The sequence below is a fragment of the Alteribacillus sp. YIM 98480 genome, assembly GCF_009765375.1.
Taxonomy (GTDB): Bacteria; Bacillota; Bacilli; order Bacillales; family Marinococcaceae; genus Alteribacillus.
In genome coordinates this window covers 191,712-214,431 of the sequence record NZ_VTOK01000008.1, presented here as the reverse complement: position 1 = coordinate 214,431, position 22,720 = coordinate 191,712, and the positions used below count along the sequence as shown (strand labels likewise).

Here is a 22,720-nt window from a genome sequence, read left to right as displayed (position 1 = left end):
TACGCATAAGGGAATATCGAAAAAAAAGACCAATTTTTTACTCGACTTGTCCGGAAGCCAAGTTTCTAAATTTCAGGAGAGATTACATTGACCGCTCCAAAAAAGATACTTTATATGCTTCCGTTGCTTTTATTAATGGCAGGGATTGCTGCTGCTTCTTCTATGCCCTATGAACAACAAGACCTACGCGGATATATTAGGCTCTTTCCCTTACATTGGGTAGAGCAAATAGCTGGTATGATTTCCTTTACATACTCATCAGGAACGGTAAGTATTGAAGAAAAAGGAACGGCAGGTTTTATTGAATTTTTTATTCGAAAAGGAACCCACTTTGTCATTTATTTTGGGATGGCAGTTTTAGGATATGTGGCCCTGAAACCTTACAGATGGACGAAATGCTGGAAACTGACCGTTGCTTTCGCACTAGTTGCCGTCTTTGCGGTTATTGATGAAATCCGGCACTTTTACCACCCGGATCGAACCGGATTGTGGCAGGACGTGGTGTTAGATATGACCGGAGGACTGTGCGGCATTCTTTTTATATTATTTTGGGGCACCAGGCTTAACAAAAAGAAAACAACAGGTGGCTCTTTAAAGAAGAAAGCAGTGTTCCGATATATAAATAGAGCAGGTGAGGGAAAGGATTGAATCAAATGACGAGCCATTGGCTTGCTGCAGCAGTGGTTGTTACAACATTTATTGTGGTTGGTGCTGGATGGCTAAACTGGCAAAACCAAACAGATCACGAATGGCAACAGCCAGCTGTTTCCGCCGTAGAAAACACAGAAAATACGCACCTTGAGTCCAAAGAGCCAAAAGACAACCAAACAAAAGAAAAGACGTCACCACAAGAAAAAACAAATAAACAAGAAAAGACTTCTTTGCATGACGTAACCGCACCCTTTGAAACCCAATTACATCAGATAATATCAAAACACCAAGAAGAAATGGAAGCATACCTTTCGGAAGCAAAAGATACGTATCATAGCAACTTAGGGGCTGAAAACTCGGACTATTATGATGTAGTCGATACATACCGGCTGAAGGCCGATCGTTTAGAAGAACGGCTGGATGCATTATTTGAAAAGCAAATAGAAGAGTTAAAAGAGAAATTAAAAGAAAACGGTTTTGATGTCTCATACGCGTGGGAGTACGAATGGGAGTACGAGTCAGCAAAAGAGAGCAGCCGCATGAAATATGTCCGTGAACTCATTGCATTAAACAGCTTTTCATAATGTCTTATTTTTCACTATCGCATTGGCGGCATTAGCACATTTTGTGCGTTGATATGTGCGTTTTTAGTAGAAGTTCTTTCCCCTTTTAAGGAGGTTTTCTTTTACCATTTGCGGCAAACCGAGTTTTTCTAATATTGTTTTCCATTTATGAACCTACGAAACTATGTATAACACTGACATAATTTTTACATCAAAGGGGCTTTGTTTATATGAAGAAATGGATAGGCATTGGAGCAGCATTAATCGTTATCCTTGCTGTAGTAGGGACAATTACTTTTAACGAAAAAGTAGAACAATCACAGACTGAGCACGTCGAACGAAATGGCAATGAAAAAGATGCACAGCAAAAAAACGAGGAAGAAAAATCAGGAAGCGAACAAGCAAAGAACAAAAGCTCTGATGAGGCAGCTTCTTTAAGAGACGAAGATAAAGATGAGTCGTTAAATGATAATCCTTCTAAAGAAGAATCGTCGTCTTCGTCGGAAGAAAAAAATACTACGTCATCTTCAGCATCTGAAGATAATGATTCACCTGGAAATCAAACGAGCAATAGCAGCGGCAATGCTGGATCTAATTCAAACTCTTCAGAAACAACAGATCGAGGGACAAGCACAGATGCAGAAGGAAACGACCGCAGTGCCGACGCTATTCTGAATGATTATGATACGGAATTTCGCTCGCTAGAAAGAAATTATGAAAATGAAATTAACAACCTCGTGCAGCAAGCGTATGAAGAGTATATGAATGAAGGAGAGGTTGATGAAAGCAAATACATATCCAAAGCTCAAAGCCTTGAAAGCCAAGCAGACAGTGCGTTTTATGAAAAATATGAACAACTTCAACAAGAATTAAAACAAAACGGTCATGCTTCATCTGAAGCTGCACAAATAAAAAATGCATATGAAGAAAAAAAAGCAGCCACTCGATCTGATCTTGAAAGTTTTGCCCCATAAATGAAGTACACCTTTAGATGCGTTTAGTAGATCATAGAAAAATTCAACTTTAAAGAAATGAGGAGCATACATGACTAAGTTTCCATACAGTAATCAAGCCGTAAAAATTGTGCTGGCAACAGTAATTGCTGCAGGGCCATTCGCCTCAGGGGCTTCTTTTGCAAGCATTCCTGCTGTACATGCAGCGGTATCAGAAAATGATACTGCTGAAATGGCAGAGAAATTTTATAATCATTTTTATGATGGAGCAAATGCCCAAAATTTAGTGCACGCTCAAGTAGGCGAAAATTCAAACATTAATTGGCATTATCCTGAAGAAATAAAAGGGGACAGCACGAAAGAAGAAGCATATAGAGGAATTATTTCAAGCATTACGAACACCACTTTCACAGGTTATAGTGAAGCTGGTGATTTAGAAGAGGCTTTACATGATTTCAGAGAAGGAGAACAAAAACAGAACTTCGAAGAAATTTTCGGAAGCGAAGAAGTTATTGAAGATTTTATTGATTTATTCAGAGAAATAGAAAAAGTAGTAAATAACAAAAGCAATTTAATAAGTTTTGCTAGTAAATCTTATGATGAAGCGGTAGAAGGCATTGTAAATGAAGCAATCAGTCAAGGGGATCTTCACGAACTTGACGGTCAGTTAAATGATGGACTGGGTGTAGGAATAACAGGATTTATTGAATTATTAGGCGATATAAATGCTGAAATTGATGAAGATGCCAAAGCTAGATCAGAGCTAGTCTCTACGGCTGTTCAAAATAGAGAATTCGAGATTAGTAATATAGAATCGATAAAAGAAGGAGAGACCGTTCAACCAGAATTTCGAGTGAATGCCGGCGGATTTTCTGTGAATGCAGCAAAGTCTTTTAACTGGTACTTAATTGATGAACGCGGCAATAAAACAAACATTTATTCCAAAGGGGACCAAGGTGAAATTGAATTTACTGCAAGTTCTGAAGGAGTTTATGAGATTGCAGCTACATTAGATCGTTTGTCTGAGAGTGATGCAGAAATTGAAGTAGCACGAACCATACTAGATGTTGAGGCAAACTCTGACTCTCAAGAAGAGGAAGGGGACTCTGATACTCCAGCGGATGATAACCAAAACGACCAGGAGGAAGATCAAGAAGACAACACGACTGTTCCAAGTGATGGGTTATACGATGATGAGCAGTCTACAGATGCAGATGGTGTAACACATATTATCCGCCGAGTAGATGCGGACAAGCTTGCTGCAGAACTGGAGAATACAGAAAATGTGGAGCTCATGAGATTTAAAGTTGAAAAACAAGCAGCAGAGCGTGGTGAATTACGTTTGTCCCCTCAAGTCCTTGATGTGATACGTGGGAAAAATCCACATGCTGAAATCGAAGTACAGTCTGAGGAAGGATCAGTTCGTCTTTCAGCTGAAGAACTAAATGATGAGCGTCTGCGTTCTGAGCTAGAGTTAGCGGATGAGGAAGATGTAGAAGTAAGTATTTCAATTAATACATCTTCTGATGATAATGAGGTCATTAAGACCAATAACCTTAACACAAAATCTTCCATAGTGGAATTTAATGCTAACGTTCATTCTGATAATCGCAAAGTTCCTTTAACTCGTTTTAACCGTCACGTAGAACGCAGCATTACCGGGGATGAGGATCTGGATGAGACACATGCTGTTGTACTTCGTTTAGATGAACAAGGAAGCGGTTTTACTGCTGCACCAACTATTGTTCACGAAAATAAAGCATCCTTCAAATCTCAATCTTTCAGCAAGTACGTCATAGTAGAAAATAATGTGGAATTTGACGATGTCCCTGCTGACTACTGGGCGAAACATTATTTTGATAAACTCGGCTCCCGCTTTATTTTCCAAGGACGAGATGATAATACAGTTGCACCTGGAGAAGAAATGCGCAGGGCTCAGTTTGCTGCATTGCTTACTCGTGCTCTTGGTCTTTCGGCTGAAGGGGAATATGACGGTGAGTTTACGGATGTGAATGCTGACGACTGGTTTACTGATGAAATTCAAGCAGCAATAGAACAAGGAATTATTCAAGGACGTCAAGATAACACATTTGATCCAAACGAGTCTGTGACCCGTCAGCAGGCAGCAGCGATGCTTTCTCGAGCATTAGACATCACAGGGTTTGATGAAGAGAATCTAGACGAACAGAAATCGATCGCGTTTTTTGAAGACAAAGCACGCATTGGTGATTGGGCGAAAGAAGATGTAGAACGTTTAGTTAAAGCGGGAATTATCAGCGGCCGTGAAGACGGCACTGTCTTTGATCCAAAAACAGGTACCACCCGTGCTCAGATGGCTAAAATGCTGGATGAATACCTAAAATTTGTAAACTTCAGCAACTAAACATCGTAATGTGAAAATGCCTCCCTTAGCTTTTGCTTGGGGAGGTTTTTATGTTTTCGCTCCCCCTTATGCTCTAAGAATCCTGCTGCCAAAGAACGTTTGTCCAGTAAGGTGTTTCACCACTCATGCAGAAAAGCCTTTCATGTACCTTTTTCTATATAAATAAGCCTCTGGCAACAGGTTGACCAGAGGCTTTACAGTGAGAGAGGATGTAGGAGAGATGAAACGAGGATAATAGAAGACACCTGTTTCTGAAGGCAGAAATTGTTATGATATTTCTGTTTACTGAGGGGTGTTCGTCTCTTTTACATTCATTACGGGAACGTTTTCTGTGGGGGCAAGCGGAGTTTGAACAACATCCCGCCTGTTTTTATCGTCTGTAGTCGCTTCAGGTGAAGCGGAAGGGGTCTGCTGATTAGAATTTAGTTTAAGGAAGCGAACTTGATCGGCATTCACTTCTACAACCTGAATACGTTTTTGATCTTTATTTTCATACATTCTCGTATGGATTCTGCCGTTCACTCCAACAAGAGCGCCTTTATGACAGTAAAGGGCTGTGTTTTCTGCTTGTTTTCTCCAAACGGTAACCGGAACGAAATCAGCATCAAAATCGCCTTGCATATTACGAAACGATCGCTGCACCGCTAACGTGAAGTTGCAGACAGCTGTACCGTCTTTGGTATAGGTTACTTCAGGGTCGCGAGTAAAACGGCCTACAATCGTGACCTGGTTAAACATAGAAAGCTCCTCTCTGTCTCTACAGGATTTCTTCCCTCATAAAATGGAATAGAAATTCTTCAAAATGCTGGTGTTTTGGAGAAGGAAAAAGCCGCAGCGTTCGATCTAGTGTCAGCAGGGGGTGCAAAGGTTCTTCTTCAGGTTGAGGAGAAAGGTAATCTCTAGCGCTGCTCCATCGGTAGTGTAATAGATTGTTCACTTTATTTTCACGGAGGGGGATAAGGTGAATATACTGTGAACTTTCAAAAAAATGCGTTTCATCCTTGATCGGTTCGGACAGGTACCTTCCTTGAAACACATGGCCGCGTAACTGATGCCTCCGGTTAAAGTACATGGCATAATTTGTTTGCAGCCGATGCATTAGGGTAGACAAATTTGTTTGAAATGTCTCTATTAATAAATCAATTTTGTTAGGGAGAAGACAATAAGCATGCAGGTCAAAATCGCAATCTGCTTTTATTTTTGTTAATAGATAGAGGTAGTGGGAATAATCTTTTTCATCATAGAAAAGCTGAGAATTTCTAATTCCCTTAGCTTCTATGCGGTACGTAAGTCCTGGGAACCAGATCCGTTCTTGACGAGGCATGCTTTAAACACCACCTTTAGGATGATAAATAAAACAATGAGAAGACCCATGATACGATGGGAAGTAAAGTTAATAAGAGGGGGCTGTAAGCTTAGGGGGGGTAGCTTACAAAAGATTAGGCAGTAAAACGTTAACGGTCCTCCTTTCGGAATGGAGTAACCTAAATATACCAGATAACTAGGATAAAATCACTACTTTTTTTTTACAATTTCATGAGGGGCCAGACCCTACCAAAAATCCCATAATTTGAAAACCTCATGAAAGACTATGTTTCATAAGATATGATAGGATTTGTCTCAGTTACTTGTCCATGATTGGGAAGGTTCAAAACATTGTTCGACTTTTTTTCTGTGAAGGTAGCAAGCACAATGCTAGAAACGATATAATGAAAAAGGATTATAGCTTTTAGGAGGTGGGGAAACGATCTTAAACCGAAGATCTAACAGCACCACGCATACTAACAGCCGCAGTATTGTACCATCATTTTGTAAAATGGTAATCGCAGCTATGACCGTAAGTTCTTTCTTGTACATAAGTGAAGAAGCGAACCTTCATATAGGGACGTTCGAGCCTGGTAAAGCAAGTGCTCAATCCGCTGGTTTTCCAGATGTCAATGAAAGGTACTGGGCCTATGAAGAAATAACCTGGGCAGATGAATCCGGACTGATGACTGGTTATAAAGATGGCAGCTTCGGGCCGGGAGATGAAATGACAGAGGCTCAGTTTGTGACCATCCTTCAGCGGTACTTCAACCTTGAGACTAGCGGAGGAGAAAATAGTCATTGGTCTCAGCCATCCTATCAAGCGCTCTCTCATTCTTCGTTAAGAATGCCTGGTTTACGTAATGATTCGGTTAAAAACAGAGAAGTGACCCGCGGTATTATCAGTCAGGCGCTTGCTCATTCTCAAGGCCAGGAACCAGGCTTAGAGAAGTCCGTAGCATGGATGTTTGAAGAAGATTTGACGACAGGCCGACAAGACGGAAGTACACAAACCGAACGCTATGACGTTAATGGCAAATTAACTCGTGCCCAGGCAGCAGTGTTCTTCAAACGCCTGCATGACAGCCAATTCACGAAATGGCAGGCTGAAATGTTACTAGATTTGACACCAGAAGGTTCAAATGGTTATACAGAAAAAGTTCGTTCGTTGTATAATGAAGCAGGAGTAACCTTGTATGCTCGTGATAACAGCAGTTTTGCTACCGCAGATCCTGAATACTATCACTTATTCCAGGCTTATCAAGGAGAGCGCAGGGAATATGTCATAGCACGGACAACCGAGGCTAATTTTGAACTGGCTTCTAAGGCTGCAGAAGCACTCGGAGCCCCGCTTTCAGCAGATGAAATATTTAACGCTTTAAAACAGGCAGATCAAACAGAAGAAGTTCAGCAGCTTGGAGAAATAGAAATCAATCCTCGTCCCAGTGATATATTTATGTTGTGGGACGAACAGGAAGAGTAAAACGGGGAGTGAATCTTTGTGAAAGTAAAAAAAGCAATTATACCAGCAGCAGGACTTGGAACAAGATTTTTACCAGCAACAAAGGCTCAGCCGAAGGAAATGCTTCCCATTGTAGATAAGCCGACCATTCAATATATTGTCGAGGAAGCAATTGAATCTGGTATTGAGGATATTATTATCGTCAGCGGGCGCGGTAAGCGTGCGATCGAAGACCATTTTGACAAGTCATATGAATTAGAAGAAACATTATCAAAAAAGAAAAAATGGTCACAGCTCGAAGAAGTACAAGCTATTTCAAATATGGCAAACATCCATTATATCCGGCAGAAAGAACCAAAAGGATTAGGACATGCGATTGCATGTGCAAGCAGCTTTGTCGGAAATGAACCGTTTGCGGTACTGCTCGGAGACGATATTGTAAAATCAGAAAAACCATGCTTAAGGCAGCTGATTGAAACGTTTGAGCGGTATCACTCTTCTGTGGTAGGAGTGCAGCAGGTGCCGGATGAAGATGTTTCCAAGTACGGTATTGTAGAGCCAAAAGGACAACAAATAGAGGAGGGTGTTTTGCATCTTGAGGATTTAAAAGAAAAACCTCCGCTAGAGGAAGCCCCTTCTAACTATGCGATTATGGGCCGTTATGTGCTGCGCCCAGAAATCTTTGAGATTTTACAACAGCTTCCGCCAGGCTCAGGCAACGAAATTCAATTAACAGATGCGATTAAAGAATTAAATCAAAAGCAAGCTGTGCTGGCTTATCAATTCGGCGGTGTCCGCTATGATGTGGGTGATAAGTTTGGTTTTATTAAAGCGACCCTTGACTTTGCCCTTCACCGTGACGATTTAAAAGAACCGCTAGAAGCTTATTTGAAAGAATCCTTAGAAGCACATACAAGGAAGTAATAGAAAAAGCCTGATTTGGGGGACGGCCCAAAAAATCAGGCTTTTTTTCTATATATTAAAGATGTTATTTGTAAACAGTATAAGCACAACGAAGGCATTGATTGTACATGATGGCGAATTAGGCGTTTTATTATGTGACAAGCTATATCAGAATGCTTTTCCCAATCATAGAATAATCGGAAACAGCTGCCTAAAACGCGATGGAATGAGGAGTCGCTCTTATATAAAAAAGAACCGTTTTCGGACGGTTCTTTTTCAAAAGGTAAGAAATGATAAATAGTTGGCGTTTTACATGTCTAGCGCAAGCGCCTACTCGATCGAGATTCCTTCGGTTCGTCAATGGAAAGCAAAGATCAGCTTTCCATATACCGACTCTCCAGGACTTGTCGCTCGTGAGCAACGCGCTTGCGCTGTTCTTATTAGTTTACCATACCAACGGCAACTTTAAGATTAGAGTTTCTTTCGCGGATAGCATCCATTAAATCTTTGTCGCTAATTCCTTCTTTTTTGGCAATCAAGTAAGTGAGTTGATACATGGTACCGAGGTTCGTCGTTTCTACCATGTTCAGTTGGTGATATTCTAAGTATTCTTCAAAAATATCATCAAAAACGTTTTCATAATGCATGTTCTCTGGAATCGTTATTTTTAAAGATTTGTACGACCCTTTGATTCCGCCGTAGTCGAATACAAACAAAACATAAATTAAGATCGATAAAACAATGGTAAACATAACCGCCAGTGCATAAAAGCCAAGTCCGCAGGAAATACCGGCTGCCATACCAAAAAAGATAAACGCAATATCCTTTGGATCACTCATCGCACTTCTAAAGCGTATAATAGAAAAGGCACCAACTAAACCGAAAGCAACGGCGATGTTATTGCCGATAACGATCATAATAATCGCGACAACAACAGACATAATGATAATCGTATGCACAAAGGATTGAGAGTAGCGGCCGCTTTTATGTGTTTTTTTATACAAAAAGGTAATGATCAAACTAAGTATAAAACTAAGCCCAATAGCAGCAAGGCCTTCTAAAACTACTGCTCTGGTGGTTAAATCTGAAAAATCGCGAATTTCATTCATAAATTGATTCATGAGAATTCTCCTCTAAAAAGTCCGTGAAATATTGTTATATTGGTTCATTCGTTACACAAAAGGAGGAGGCTGTTTCAAAAGAAGCCGACTGGCAGGAAAGACCAGCGCTTTCCCTCCGCTTCAGCTTTTGAAACAACCCCGTTTTTGATACTGTTCAGAAAGTATATCAAAGTTTTGTAATCTTTATGCAGCCATGTACGTATAAGACATTTGCAAACTGAGTTTTTGTATAAAGCAGGAGCTTGACCTGATACAAGAATTTTTAATCCATTTTACATTATAGGTTTTGAAAGCGTTTCTTGCAATATTCTTTTTGGCAGCAAGCCGTTTTTATACAATTAAAGACGTAAGGTTTTCATTTACAGATTGCTCGCGGGACTGCTGCATTTCTTCCATAAGATCAATACTAGTACAGAATTTAGAGACACTGCGCCGCGGACATTCAAATTCACTTAGCATTCTTGATAACCAAAAAGGAACACTTTGTGAAACTTTGACTTCCATAACGACTAAGTTAGGATTAACAAAATTAGTGCCTTCCGGACCGTCCTCAATGTGAAGGTTATTATCCCGTGCCATCAAATTATAATCAAAGGTTACGCGCAGATCAGAATCTTCTACACCGTGAAAAGCCTGACGGTCATAGCTTACTACAACTCGCGGCTTTAAACCGTACAAGCTGCGAAACGATTCTACTTCGTTCATAATCTGCGGGTTAGAAGGTTCATAATCTCGTAAATCACCTTGTTGATTACCATATTTCAAATATTCATAGGCGTCTGCTAATTTTATTTTGGTTCTGCGCTTATTAACCACCTTGTTAAACTTTTGTTTAATTTCCAAAAAGGAAGGGCTGTTTATGGTGGCATCATCATAAACACGGAGACGAAGCTTCTGGCGGAACCTTAATTTATTGCGGGTTTCATAATAAATTTTCTTATCATCCGAATCAAAATAAAGGCTTACGATATTGTAACAGCCAAAGCCATCACCGAATTTGTCGTAGCGCATTTTATCATTTGCCGTGAGTTCTTTTGCAATTTCCTGGTATTTTTCAAATGGGATAAGATACTTTAATTCATACCTTTGAAAAATTTCATTTGAAAGCATCTTCCTTCACCATCCTTTTAGTAAACCTTTACAGCGTTTATATCGGTAATACTATTTACATAATTAATCAAACATTAACAAAAGCTTTACAATATTAAAATTATATCATGTAAAAATCAATAGTGACATGGTACATGATGCACATTTTTAAATTTTTAGGAAGTGCATAATGAAGTGTCTTTGCATTGCAGAAACGACTCTGTTTGAAGATGATGTAGTCTGCTATAATATAGTTTGTTCCATTGTAAAGAAGGTAAAAAGAATTTTATTGGCAAACAGGAAGCAAAACTTTGGCATTCAACGTACAGGACATACTAATGCCGCCGTTGCCGCTGGATACGGAATTTTAGGCAGCATCCTTTACATACCGGTAAGCCGAGATTTTTGTATGAAAACAAACATTTTAGAAACACAGTCAAATTAGTTAACCAATATTAAACGAGATTATACAATTTTCGAGCTAAATGCTTTTTCATGGTAGAAGGCAGCGCCTCGCTCTTGAATACTATTGGAGAGTTTAACTTTATTAAAAGGATTAAAGTATAAGCAAAACTACGACTTTTGCGACAAGCCAAGATTTTTAATGATTGATATACGCAATTTAGAAAAGGAAAGAGAGGGACCACATTTTGAACCGTAAACATTCAAAAGGAGCAGCATTGCTGCTGATCCCGATCGCTGTGGTCATCGGTTTTATTGCATTTATCATAGCTGACGACAGCACTGTGCATTTTGCAGATGAAAATTTAGAGACGGCGGTCCGGGAAGCGTTAGACCAGCCTGAAGGGCCGGTTAGACAAGAAGATTTACAAGAAGTCGATTCGATTGATCTAAGTTACAGCGGGATTGAATCCTTAGAAGGAATAGAAAAACTAATTACCGTGAGGGATTTAAATTTAGAAGGAAATCGGATCGAAGATATTGATCCGCTGGAGGAATTAATATACTTAGAAGACCTTAACCTTCGAGGAAATCACGTGGAAGATGTAGCAGTTCTCGAAAAAATGGAAAGAATGCGAAGCCTTGATTTGAGAGAAACTGGTATTAAGGATGTAGAAGCCATTGCCCACATGACGACTTTACAGGACTTAAATGTGAGAGGCAACAGCATTACGTCAATAGAACCCTTAGAAAATATGGTGGAATTGCGGAAATTAAATGTACGTAATAATCATATTGAGGATATATCTGTATTATCTCATTTGAATAAATTGGAAGATATTAATTTACGGCATAACGCCATTCAAGACTTTTCACCGGTGTTTGAGCTCCCTCATCTAACAGAGAGACTATACGTAGAAGGGAATCCAGGTGTCAATATGAAAGATTTCATTCCACTGTTTGAACAAGTTGACAACATGGATATTGATAAACCGGAGCTTGCACTTGTTTTCAATCAAGAGGGAGGTTTTTATAGTTCTCCTCAAACAGTTGAACTAGAGCAGCTGATGGAAGAAGAACCAGGGACAATACGTTATACAACAGATGGCAGTGAGCCAAATGAAGAATCCGAATCATACACGGACCCGATAGAGGTGGATGAAACAACGGTCGTGAAAGCGAAGTTTTTTGATCAATATGGAAACGCAGGAGAAATGGTTTCTAATACGTACATTATTGGAGAAGAGAGTACATTTCCGGTTGTATCTATCGCAGGAAACCCAGATGATTTTTTCGGAGAAGCGAACGGCATCTATACAGAAGGTGTAAATTACGATGAGGATGCTGAGAATCCGGAAGAAACGGCGAATTATGCCCAGAGCGGCGACCAATGGGAACGAGAAGTAAGCGTAGAAATGTACAAGCCGGACGGCACGAATATGATACACCAGCAGGCGGGCGTGAGGCTTCACGGCAATACAAGCCGCTACTATCCAAAAAAATCATTCCGTTTATACGGCCGCTCTGATTATGATAGTGAAAATACATTCAGTTATCCTATTTTTGAAAGCGAGGATGATAGTGAATATAATCGGCTTCTTCTCCGCAATTCAGGTAATGACTGGGATGACACGGTCTTTCGGGATGCCTTTTTGCAAGAGCTTATTACTGGATTTGATGTAGAAAAACAAGCATTTAGACCTTCTAACTTGTACTTGAATGGAGAGTATTGGGGAATTTATAATCTAAGAGAACGCATTGACAAACATTATTTTGAATATAAATTAGGCGTCTTAGAAGAGGATCTTGAATATCTAGAAAATAACGCCAATGTCAGAGAAGGCGACAACCGCCACTATCAAAAAATGCTTTCATACATGGAGCATAATGATATAACCGATCCACAAGTGTATGCACAGGTCAAAGAACAAATGGATATTAATAACTTTATTGATTATAATATCGCTGAGATTTACGTAAGGAACACGGACTGGCCGGCAAATAATAACCGTTACTGGCGGGAAAAGCCAAATGGCAAATGGCGCTGGACGGTGTTTGATCTGGATTTTGGTTTTGATTTGGCTGGTGTGAGTGAAACGGCAGCTCACCACACACTACATTTTGCCACAGAAGAAGGAAATGACAGCTGGCCTAACCCTGATTGGGCAACGTTTCTTTTACGCACGCTGCTTAAAAATGAAGAGTTTCGGGCTCAGTTTGCCGGCAAGTTTGCTCATTATTTGAACACTCATTTTGACGATAAGATTGTAACAGAGAAGCTCTCAGAGTTTGAAGCAATGTATGAACCTGAAATGGAGAAAAACATTGACCGCTGGGACGAACCAGAAAGCATGGAAAAATGGCACGAAAATGTTGAAGTGATGAGACAATTTGGTCAAGTACGTGATGACTACATGTACGCTCATTTAATGGATTATCTACAATTAGATGGATACGCTGATCTTACATTTAACATTGATGGAGAGCATAATGTAGAAATCTATGGAGAAGAAGTACCGCTAGAGAACGGGCAATGGGAAGGCACTTATTTAACAGGGGTTCCACTTGAAATTAGAGTGGACAAAAAGCCGGCTAAACTTTCGTCGAGTGATTCAGATGCTGCCGCTGTTGATGAAGACGGCAGGTTGGTTATATCGGCAGACGGATATGCGGAAATCGAACTTGCCAGTAATGACGGAGAAGCAATTGGCACCATCCAAGTCGCAGGTTCTTCTGTCCAAAAAGAAAACATCACTATAGAATCTGGTGAAACCATCAATTGGTCTGAAGAAACAAATGTGGAAGGGGCTTATGCTTCCATCAGCAACCCAGACTTAGGTGAGACGGACGGGGAACAATTCACCGCTGAAGGAGCTGGGGAAGGACTGCTGACCATTCACAATGATAATAACGAAGTAACCGCTATGGCGAGAGTAAAAGTAATAGATCCAGCGGATGAAGCTCGTGTCTATAATGAGGATCATCCCGCTGCACAGTATGAAGGAAGCTGGCAGGAAAGCACGAATGAAGAACACCATGAAGGAACAGCTGCATTTAGCGACATAGCTGGAGATAAAATAGAAATTACTTTTAAAGGTACAGGCATCCGCTGGTTTGGTTATGAAGGAGTCACTCAAGGAATCGCAGAAATCGAAGTAGATGGAGAAAAAATGGAAGTAGATACTTACGCAGAAGAAGCTATTTTTAACAAAGAATTATACAGCGTCGAAGGATTAGAGGATGGCACGCACACCTTAACAATTACAGTGAGCGGAAACCTCCATGAGGATGCGGTGAATCACCGCGTTCACATCGACAGTTTCGAAGTTATACAATAAGGAAAACAGAACAAGAAAAAGTCAGGAAGCCCAGCTTTCTGACTTTTTTTGGGTCAATAAAGGAAGATCTGAAAAAGCGGCATGAAGAGCTGAATGCAAGAGGAGAAGAGCTGGAACCAGGGACCGAAGCGCTGAAAGATTGAAAGAAAGAGCTGAAGCCGAAGCGAGGCGCCGAAAGAGGAAGAAGTGCTGAAAATAAGGAAGGAAGAGCTGAAAAGAGGGAGGAGAAGCGAAGAGCTGAAGCTGAAACAAGAAGCGCCGAAAGAGGAAGAAGTGCTGAAAATAAGGAAGGAAGAGCTGAAAAGGGGGAGGAGAAGCGCCGAAAGAGAGAAAGAAAGAGCTGAAGCTGAAACAAGAAGCGCCGAAAGAGGAAGAGAGTGCTGAAAACAAGGAAGGAAGAGCTGAAAAGGGGGAGGAGAAGCGCTGAAAGAGAGAAAGAAAGAGCTGAAGCTGAAACAAGAAGCGCCGAAAGAGGAAGAAGTGCTGAAAACAAGGAAGGAAGAGCTGAAAAGGGGAAGGAGAAGCGCCGAAAGAGGAAGAGAGTGCTGAAAACAAGGAAGGATAAGAGCCGAAGCAGTGGCCCAAAGCGCTGAATCAGAGAAACAAAGCGCCTAACCAAGCGAGATAATCTCTGAAACAACTATCATTTTTCATTTCTAGCGTTTCTTTTTTTAACAGAGAAGAAATTATAAATAGTTGGCGTTTTTGATGTCTAGCTTCAGCGCCCAGCCGCTCAGGCGCACACGATAAAGAGGAACTTTTGCTAAAACCGCGACGTCCTGTCGCAACGCAAAAGTCAACACCTCCTGTGCAAGCCAGTTCAGCGTTGTCACAGGACGTACTTCCACACGATGTGGTGACTTCTACGTTGCACACAGGACGTGTGCGATTTTAGTAGAAGTTCATTAAAATAAGCTGAACGTCTTATGTCTTCCCTTTCGACTCCGGGTCACAGACGACCCTGCGCGAAAGCTCCAGAACCTGTCGCGGCTGACCAGGGCGCTTGCGCTTTTCTTAGGTACCTGTATCTTTTTTCCCAATTATTCTGATCGAATTGACAGAATCCGACAGTTGGAATATTCTACTATTAGTGTTTATTTCATAGTTTCATAAGATTTTACATATTGGGAGAGGATTTAGAAAAATGAATGTAAAGAATGTAATGAAACGCGGGGTTACTGCTGCGCTTTCAATGACGCTGTTTTTTACGGCAGCTCAAGGCGCCGGAGCTGCGTCGTTTCAAGTGGGGCCGGGAGTGTCATATAATAGTGATTCGAGTGCTGGAGCAAGTGTGTTAACTGTCGATTTAACAGATGAACATAGTAAACTTGATATCGGGGTGCCTGACCCGCTTAATCAGCTGCAAACGACATCACAACAGGCAAGGAACGCTTCTACAGAAGGTAATAGAGTAGTAGGCGCGATCAATGCTTCTTTTTTTGATATGGGCGCAGGCTCTAGTCAGCTGCCTTTTAGTATTATCACTAAAGATAACGAGATTATTAGTTTCGGACAAATTTCGGATGGCAGACAGCACTACCGGAGTGAACCGATTGTGTTTGGAGAAAGAAGCAATGGTAAAGTTTCCATTGGGGAATATGATGCCAGGGTTCTAGCCGAAGTGAACGGAAAATCGGTGAGTGTAAATAATATTAATAACACCCGCCGCGAAAATGAAGCGGTATTGTTTACTCCTTCTTACATAAATAATCGGACAGGCACCAATGCATATGGAATAGAAATTGTGGTGGAAAACGCTTCAGGGAGTCCTGGAAACTTCTCGTTCGGCGATGAAATCAGTGGAACCGTTTCAGAAGTGCGTGATTACAGTGAAAATGGGAATACACGTATACCGTCTGATGGATTTGTCCTTTCTGCTAACGGGGGGAAGTATGATCAATTAAAAGATGTAAAAGCAGGCGACTCTATTACAGTCGGGGCATCTATTAATGATCGCTGGAAAGACGCTTCCTTTATTCTAGGGAGCGGCCCTCAACTCGTTCGCAATGGTGAAGTAGATATTACAATGGATCCAAACAGCTGGCGCTATACGTCAAAAACGGCCCGCACAGCAGTAGGTGTGGATGCTTCCGGCGATAAAGCGTATATGGTCACTTTAGATCGGGCAGACATCGGTGAACTGGCAAACTATATGAAAAGCTTAGGTGCAGATCGAGCGTTGAATTTTGATGGCGGCGGTTCAACTACATTAGTAGCAAGAAATCATGGAGATGAGTTTGCAAGTGTTATGAACAATCTTTCTGCAGGAAGCGAACGTTCGGTATCTTCTACTCTTCAGGCAGTAAGTACGGCGCCAACTTCTGACTTATCACGTCTTATTCTCTCTAGAGAAAGCGGCACATTGCTTGTCGGCCATGAGATAGATATGTATTATTCCTATGGCATGGATAAATATTATAATCCTGTAGACGTAAATGAAAGTGAAATCAGCTGGGATGTCAGCAATAATACAGGCTCCATGAGCGGTACCACTTTTACAGCAGAAGAGGCAGGAGAAGGACGTATTCAAGCGAATTTTAATGGAAGTCAAGTAGGGTCAACGTCTGTAAAAGTAACCGATACGTTTGAGTCTTGGAATCTATCGCATTCTCAAGTAAATATTGGCACGGGAGAAACCGTATCATTGTCAGCAAGTCCGGAACTATCTAACGGAGAAAAGTTGTTATTTGACTCCTCACGGATAGAATGGGAAGTAAGCGGTGATATAGGTACCATTAACAGCAATGGCCGATTTACAGCTAGCAGTGAAAAAGGTTCCGGCACCATTACTGCAAAATTGGCTGGAAATGAAAAAGAAATACCCGTTCAAGTTACTGCACCGGCTATGTTTAGCGACGTCAGCCATGATTACTGGGCAGCAAGTGAAATTGAATACCTTGCAGAACGTGAGATTGTGAGCGGTTATGAAGATGGAACATACCGTCCCGGCATGAAATTGAAACGTTCTCAAGCAGCAAGCATGCTTTCTAGATCATTCGATTTTGACCGGAATGATCGTCCGGATCCTGGATTTACAGATGTAGATCAAGATTTTCACGCTTATTCTGTTATAGCAACGGTAGCAGATGAAGATTTAATGCGCGGGGATGGTGATTCCTTCCGTCCGAACGGAGATCTGACTCGTGCTCAGATGGCTGTAATTCTCGCCCGGGCTTTTGATCTAAAGAGCGAGCCTGCAAACACATTTAATGATGTTGATTCAGATTACTGGGCGTATGAAGAAATAGAGGCACTGGCTGCGCATGACATAGGCCGCGGCAGTGATGGCAGTTTCCGTCCCGGAGAAGCTGTTACACGAGCGCAATTCGCGACATTTATGAAACGAGCGTTAGAAGATTTATAAAAAATAATGAATTGCTCCTGGCCATATCGTCAGGAGCTTTTTTACTTCATTGTGGGGCCGAGAATACATCTGAAGCATATTGGGAACAAACATTTTCGAAAACGGTTCATAAAAGACAAAAATATGATCAAATCAAAAATAGCTTTACTCATAAATACAAAAGTGCACACCCCTATATCACGGTTTCTCCTATTCATATAAAACCCCTTCTGCCTGCATAAGACGGAAGGGGTTACTTTTTTGCTTTTCTATTTTCAGGGATTTGTTCTTTTGTTTTTAATGGTTTTTATTTTTTTGAACCGGGTACGCCTTCCAGCTGCTCAAGTCAATTTCTTCGTCACTTACAAGCTCTTGCGGGAAAATAAAGGTCCATGGTTTGCTCGTGTTTGCTTTTACTTCAAATTTATCGAGTGTGAACCCGCCTTTAGCAATGGTTTCGCCGCTTGCATCTTCTACTTGCAGAGGAATTTGTTCCAGATTAATATTTTTACTGCTGCCGTTACGGATGAGCATCGTAACGTGGAGGTCTCCGTTTTCTTTTCGAAGGGCTTTTAACCCCATAAAGTTTACTTCTCCAGGTTTGGGAGGAGTCAAGTTATCTACCATTTCCTGCAGTTTCACTTTGTCTTTTTCCGCCAGGGATTGTTCCCAGCTGTTTTCAAGAGAAAGACTGTGTTTGCGGGAGGATGGTTTAAGCTGAAAGGCCAGTTTCCATCCCTCATTCGGTAGTTCGGTTGTAAATAAATCGGTATCTGCAAAAGAAAATTTCCAAGGGCGGCTGCTTTTACTTGGAATTTCTCCTGCCTCGGACAAGTCCATCTTTTTTCGTCCAAGTACTTTGTCTGTACTATCAAGCAGCACTAACGTTGTTTCGTGAAGTTTAATCGTTTTATTTAAGCTGTTGCGAATAAATGCAGTAACTTGATATTGCCCGTCTTTTTCTTCCTGAAGGCTGATGCCCGAAAGCGAAATTTGATTCGGTTTTAACGGCGGGCATTCCATGTTCAAAAACTGAAAGGAATATTGGTCTTCTTTGGAGATTGTCCATTCAGGATGAATCGACAAGTCTGTCTCTACTTGTTGCTCGCTGTCGTCTGTTTCGCTTGTTTCATTTAACAGTTCTTCAGAAGAAACGGTCGTTTCATTTCCTTCCATTTTTGGTTTGCCGTTTCCTTTTTTACGAAAAAATGGGAGCATTATTATTTCACCTCTTCTGGTTGCACTAATGGTCGTATTAATTTAGATAAATGAACGGAAGCGTCTTGTTCAATCATATCGTACATTCTCGTAAACAGTTCATACCCTTCCCGCGTAAAGACGCGCATAGGATCTTCTTGCTGATAGCTTCGCAGCCCAATTCCTTCTTTTAATCGTGTCATTTCTTCAAGATGGCTTAGCCAGTGGCGGTCAATCGTTGTTAAAAGTACTTTGCGGGCCTGGGTTTGTACACCGCTTTTTTCACGAAAGGCTTCCACTTTTTTTAAGTATTCTTCTGTTTTTTCTTCAACGATTTCCAAGATATCACGGCGGTCTTCTACATTTTTGGGAAGATGTATTTTAGGATTCAAAACAATATGATTTAACCGGCTTTGCAGTTCTTCAATATCCCAGTCATCGGGCAGGTATTCATCGCCGCAATAGCTTTCCACAAGCTTTTTCGTACTGGATTGAACCATAACAACCCATGTGCTGAGCGGATCTTCTTTTTCAAGCACTTTATCACGCAGCGTATAAATGACATTGCGTTGTTCGTTTGCGATGTCATCAAGTTTCAGTGTATATTCACGAAAGGATGCATTCGCATTTTCGCACATTTCTTGGGCAAGGTTTACAACACGGTGCGCGTCTTCATTTAAGACTTTCCCGGCTTTATCTGTTTTTAAGTTTTCTTGTAATTTTTCAATATCTTCTTCCCCGAAAGGAAGCAGCATATCATCTTCGAGGGAAAGAAACATTTGCGTTTCTCCGGGGTCTCCCTGACGGCCGGAACGTCCCTTTAACTGGTTATCAATCCGGCGGTTTTCGTGGCGTTCGGTGCCAAGCACAAACAAGCCTCCCACTTCTGCCACGCCTTCTCCAAGCATGATATCTGTACCTCGTCCAGCCATATTTGTGGCGATTGTTATCTGTCCTTTTTGACCAGCAAGAGATATTAATTGTACTTCTTTTTCTACACTTTTTGCGTTTAACAATTCATAGGGGACTTTTTGTTCATCCAAGTAGCGTGCCATCGTTTCGGACTGAATGATAGAAGACGTTCCAATTAAAACAGGCTGCCCTTTTTGATAACGGTTTTCCACTTCCCTTGCGACAGCACGGTATTTTTCTTCTGCCGTTGCAAAGATGATGTCCTCTTTATCTTCTCGAATGCGTGGTTTATTTGTTGGAATTTGAATGACATCCATCCCGTACAAGTTTCTGAATTCTTGTTCTTCTGTTTTCGCTGTTCCAGTCATGCCGCATATCGTTGGATACATTCTAAAGTAGTTTTGGACAGTGATTTGGGCCTGCGTCTTGTTTTCTTCTGTAATTTCAAGGCCTTCTTTAGCTTCTAAGGCTTGGTGGAGGCCGTCACTGAAACTGCGCCCATCCATAATACGTCCCGTAAACATATCAACTAATTTAATTTCTCCTTCTTTTACAATGTAATCCACATCGCGTTTAAACATTACACGTGCACGAAGAGCTTGTAGTACAAAATGGTACAGAGTATGGTGTTCTAAGTCATACAGGTTATCAATGCCAAATGCTCTTTCGACTTTTGTAATGCCCGCATCTGTAAAACTAACAGACTTTGAAATAGGGTCATACAAGTAGTCTTTCTCTGCATCAAAGCTGCGTGCCATTTTCGCACAGATTTGATAAAGACTTGGATTCACCTGCGTTTTTCCGGCAATAATAAGCGGTGTTTTTGCTTCATCCACAAGGACGCTGTCAATTTCATCAATGATTGTAAAGTTGTATGGGCGCTGCACTTTCTCAAAGGAGTTGTATACCATATTGTCTTTTAAGTAATCAAAACCGAATTCGTTTCCGACACCGTATGTAATATCTGCTTGGTAAGCTTTCTTCTTCTCTTCTTTGGCGAGCCGGGGAACATTCAATCCAACGCTTAGTCCGAGAAATTCGTGTACTTGTCCAATAAGTTCACGGTCACGGCGGGCTAAGTATTCATTTACCGTAATAACGTGGACGCCTTTTCCTTCTAATGCGCGCAGGTAGCTCGGAAGGGATGCAACTAATGTCTTACCTTCCCCTGTTGCCATTTCGGCAATATCTCCGTCGTTTAATGTTAAACCGCCAAGAAGCTGAACGTCATAATGCCGAAGACCGATCACGCGGCGGGAAGCTTCCCGAACGATGGCAAAAGCTTCTTCTCTTAATTTTTGGACGCTTTCTCCATTTTGAATCCGTTCTTTAAATTCTTCGGTTTTCTTTTGTAAATCTTCATCAGACAACTTCTCTATTTCCGGTTCAAGCTTATTAATCCGCTCTACGACTTTATTATATTTTTTCAATCGGCGCTGCTGTTCATCTCCGATTATTTTTTTCAGTGAACCAATCATGTTGTTCTCTCCTTATTATATCGGTCATTCTATCAATACACTTTTTACAGTATATCATTAATTCCTCAGATATTTCATTACTCCATAGACTATTTTCCGAAATGACGATTGGAAGAGACTGGATTATCAGCTATAATATTAGTAGTTTCATAGAAGGGGGACAAAAGAATGAAAAAATGGCTGGCAGCTCCAGCGATCGCAGGAGCAGCGGCATTATTAATTAGTACGTCGGCGTTGTCTGCCGATGATGCCGTAGAGACACCAGAGGTAGAAGAGTTATCGTATAAAGAAAAGAAAGATTTATTAACAGAAACGGCTTTAGAGCATGATATCCCGCCGGAAATTTTAAAAGCAATAGCGTTTGAGGAAACCGCCATGCGCCAATTTGACGACGAAGGAAATACGATTCGAAACGAAAATGAGGACGGCGGTATTGGCATGATGCAGGTAACGTTGAATGAGGACGACCTAGAAGATCGACAGGTTGATCGAGAAAGGCTTGAAAAAGACACGGCATATAACATTGAAATCGGTGCAGACCTCCTTAATGAAAAATTCGAATGGTCTGGCAATATTATTCCTCAAGTAAATGATGGCGACAGAGAAATCCTTGAAAATTGGTATTTTGCCGTTCTAGCGTACAATGGATTAGACCGCCGCAACGACCCAGAGGAAAATGACCATACATACCAAGATGATCTGTATGAATCGTTGGCAGATAACAATTTATTAGAGACAGATTTTGACTTGCCGGAATTTGAGGCTCAATACAGTGATGATGGAAATAGGATGAGATTTTCGGAGGATCAATTGAACATAACAACCGAACAAACCACTCGCTCTCTGCAAATGTTTGAAGAAGGGGACAATGTTTACAGTTACAGTGAAGATGTTTCTGCCATTAGTTTCCGGGAAGAGCCGGCTGTTTCTTCACGGCAAGTAGGGGATGTGGCATTGTATACACCTCTTACTGTAGAAGGGCCGCTTGAACATGATAATAACATTGCCAATCATTTTGGCTTTTATCCACTTTACTATGCTGATATAAACGGTTATATGGCAAGCACTTATGTCCGTGAAGGAACGGTGACTGCATTTTCTGATATTCGCAGACAAGAGCTTACAGAAGCTGTGGGATTTTTAGAGATTCGAGATATAATCAGCGGGTATCCTGATGGAACGTTCCGGCCAAATGAACCTATTTATAGAAGACACGCTGCTTCGATGCTGTCTAAAGCACTTGGTCTTGAAGCTCCTGAGGATTATGAGTTGAAAGCAGCAGATATGAATAAGGATGATTTAGGATATAAGGCGATGAAAACCGTTGAATACTATGGCTTTATGACAGGAAGCGGCGAAAACATCCGTCCGAATGAAAACATGACAAGAGCACAAATGGCTTCTGTGCTGACTGCTGCTTTTGAAGCCAAGCTCCCAGCTAATCCAAAAGCCCATGAATTTGAAGATGTGCCTTTAGATTTTTGGAATTATAATGCGATCAATACATTGTATCAGAGTGGTTTAACCAATCAGGATCCATATCGTCCCGGGGAAGATGTAACACGTTCTCAATTTGCTTTGTTTCTGCAACGTGCGATGATGATGGAAGAGTAAAACAAT

General features: G+C 41.1%; 20 protein-coding genes. 13 read left to right on the top strand and 7 right to left on the bottom strand.

Annotated elements, in window-relative coordinates:
• Nucleotides 1-87 precede the first annotated feature (87 nt).
• From FZF09_RS12260 to FZF09_RS12245, 4 genes are all read left to right on the top strand, one after another.
• On the top strand, nucleotides 88-648 hold the full coding sequence (locus FZF09_RS12260; RefSeq protein WP_158736882.1) for a VanZ family protein: 561 nt from the start codon (nucleotides 88-90) through the stop codon (nucleotides 646-648).
• 5 nt (nucleotides 649-653) lie between these two features.
• Nucleotides 654-1,235: a hypothetical protein gene (locus FZF09_RS12255; protein WP_233269483.1), complete on the top strand. Its 582-nt coding sequence runs from the start codon at nucleotides 654-656 to the stop codon at nucleotides 1,233-1,235.
• 209 nt (nucleotides 1,236-1,444) lie between these two features.
• Nucleotides 1,445-2,188 (top strand): hypothetical protein, encoded by a 744-nt coding sequence (locus tag FZF09_RS12250; RefSeq protein ID WP_158736880.1) that lies wholly within the window; start codon nucleotides 1,445-1,447, stop codon nucleotides 2,186-2,188.
• A 70-nt stretch (nucleotides 2,189-2,258) separates the two neighbouring features.
• Nucleotides 2,259-4,550, top strand: coding sequence for an S-layer homology domain-containing protein (locus tag FZF09_RS12245; protein ID WP_158736879.1), 2,292 nt, complete (start codon nucleotides 2,259-2,261; stop codon nucleotides 4,548-4,550).
• Nucleotides 4,551-4,832: 282 nt separating this feature from the next.
• Here the strand turns inward: FZF09_RS12245 and FZF09_RS12240 are convergent, their stop codons facing one another.
• The gene (locus tag FZF09_RS12240) at nucleotides 4,833-5,288 is read right to left on the bottom strand and encodes a single-stranded DNA-binding protein (protein ID WP_158736878.1); all 456 of its coding nucleotides are present in this window, start codon (nucleotides 5,286-5,288) and stop codon (nucleotides 4,833-4,835) included.
• A gap of 19 nt (nucleotides 5,289-5,307) precedes the next feature.
• Nucleotides 5,308-5,874, bottom strand: coding sequence for a transposase (locus FZF09_RS12235; RefSeq protein WP_158736877.1), 567 nt, complete (start codon nucleotides 5,872-5,874; stop codon nucleotides 5,308-5,310).
• Between the two features lie 507 nt (nucleotides 5,875-6,381).
• Between FZF09_RS12235 and FZF09_RS12230 the strand changes: the two genes are divergently transcribed.
• The 3 genes from FZF09_RS12230 to FZF09_RS12220 all read left to right on the top strand — a co-directional run bounded on the left by FZF09_RS12230 (nucleotide 6,382) and on the right by FZF09_RS12220 (nucleotide 8,689).
• Entirely contained in the window at nucleotides 6,382-7,338 is a 957-nt protein-coding gene (locus FZF09_RS12230) for an S-layer homology domain-containing protein (protein WP_158736876.1), read from the top strand.
• 18 nt (nucleotides 7,339-7,356) lie between these two features.
• On the top strand, nucleotides 7,357-8,241 hold the full coding sequence (gene galU, locus FZF09_RS12225) for a UTP--glucose-1-phosphate uridylyltransferase GalU (protein WP_158736875.1): 885 nt from the start codon (nucleotides 7,357-7,359) through the stop codon (nucleotides 8,239-8,241).
• 292 nt (nucleotides 8,242-8,533) lie between these two features.
• On the top strand, nucleotides 8,534-8,689 hold the full coding sequence (locus FZF09_RS12220; protein WP_158736874.1) for a hypothetical protein: 156 nt from the start codon (nucleotides 8,534-8,536) through the stop codon (nucleotides 8,687-8,689).
• Here FZF09_RS12220 and FZF09_RS12215 read toward each other — a convergent pair.
• Together FZF09_RS12215 and FZF09_RS12210 are read right to left on the bottom strand one after the other, a co-directional pair.
• Nucleotides 8,661-9,341 (bottom strand): DUF4956 domain-containing protein, encoded by a 681-nt coding sequence (locus FZF09_RS12215; protein ID WP_091580781.1) that lies wholly within the window; start codon nucleotides 9,339-9,341, stop codon nucleotides 8,661-8,663. The genes FZF09_RS12220 and FZF09_RS12215 overlap by 29 nt on opposite strands.
• 330 nt (nucleotides 9,342-9,671) lie before the next feature.
• Nucleotides 9,672-10,451: a polyphosphate polymerase domain-containing protein gene (locus FZF09_RS12210; protein WP_158736873.1), complete on the bottom strand. Its 780-nt coding sequence runs from the start codon at nucleotides 10,449-10,451 to the stop codon at nucleotides 9,672-9,674.
• A 169-nt stretch (nucleotides 10,452-10,620) separates the two neighbouring features.
• Here FZF09_RS12210 and FZF09_RS12205 point away from each other — a divergent pair, with 169 nt between their 5' ends.
• From FZF09_RS12205 to FZF09_RS12190, 4 genes are all read left to right on the top strand, one after another.
• Nucleotides 10,621-10,875, top strand: a complete 255-nt coding sequence (locus tag FZF09_RS12205) for a hypothetical protein (protein ID WP_158736872.1) — start codon at nucleotides 10,621-10,623, stop codon at nucleotides 10,873-10,875.
• 205 nt (nucleotides 10,876-11,080) lie between these two features.
• Nucleotides 11,081-14,170, top strand: a complete 3,090-nt coding sequence (locus FZF09_RS12200; protein WP_158736871.1) for a CotH kinase family protein — start codon at nucleotides 11,081-11,083, stop codon at nucleotides 14,168-14,170.
• Between the two features lie 186 nt (nucleotides 14,171-14,356).
• A complete protein-coding gene (locus FZF09_RS12195; RefSeq protein WP_158736870.1) occupies nucleotides 14,357-14,554 on the top strand; it encodes a hypothetical protein in 198 nt (65 codons plus the stop codon).
• Complete coding sequence (locus FZF09_RS12190; protein WP_158736869.1) at nucleotides 14,548-14,763, top strand: hypothetical protein; 216 nt, start codon at nucleotides 14,548-14,550, stop codon at nucleotides 14,761-14,763. The genes FZF09_RS12195 and FZF09_RS12190 overlap by 7 nt, the downstream gene beginning before the upstream one ends.
• 93 nt (nucleotides 14,764-14,856) lie before the next feature.
• On the opposite strand, the gene FZF09_RS12185 is transcribed toward FZF09_RS12190, so the two are convergent.
• Complete coding sequence (locus FZF09_RS12185) at nucleotides 14,857-15,018, bottom strand: hypothetical protein (RefSeq protein WP_158736868.1); 162 nt, start codon at nucleotides 15,016-15,018, stop codon at nucleotides 14,857-14,859.
• A 296-nt stretch (nucleotides 15,019-15,314) separates the two neighbouring features.
• Here FZF09_RS12185 and FZF09_RS12180 point away from each other — a divergent pair, with 296 nt between their 5' ends.
• Nucleotides 15,315-17,534, top strand: a complete 2,220-nt coding sequence (locus FZF09_RS12180) for an S-layer homology domain-containing protein (RefSeq protein WP_158736867.1) — start codon at nucleotides 15,315-15,317, stop codon at nucleotides 17,532-17,534.
• Between the two features lie 276 nt (nucleotides 17,535-17,810).
• Here the strand turns inward: FZF09_RS12180 and FZF09_RS12175 are convergent, their stop codons facing one another.
• Nucleotides 17,811-18,731, bottom strand: coding sequence for an accessory Sec system S-layer assembly protein (locus tag FZF09_RS12175; protein ID WP_158736866.1), 921 nt, complete (start codon nucleotides 18,729-18,731; stop codon nucleotides 17,811-17,813).
• 2 nt (nucleotides 18,732-18,733) lie between these two features.
• The gene (gene secA2, locus FZF09_RS12170; protein ID WP_158736865.1) at nucleotides 18,734-21,100 is read right to left on the bottom strand and encodes an accessory Sec system translocase SecA2; all 2,367 of its coding nucleotides are present in this window, start codon (nucleotides 21,098-21,100) and stop codon (nucleotides 18,734-18,736) included.
• 168 nt (nucleotides 21,101-21,268) lie between these two features.
• Here secA2 and FZF09_RS12165 point away from each other — a divergent pair, with 168 nt between their 5' ends.
• On the top strand, nucleotides 21,269-22,714 hold the full coding sequence (locus FZF09_RS12165; protein ID WP_158736864.1) for an S-layer homology domain-containing protein: 1,446 nt from the start codon (nucleotides 21,269-21,271) through the stop codon (nucleotides 22,712-22,714).
• The last annotated feature ends 6 nt before the right edge of the window (nucleotides 22,715-22,720 follow it).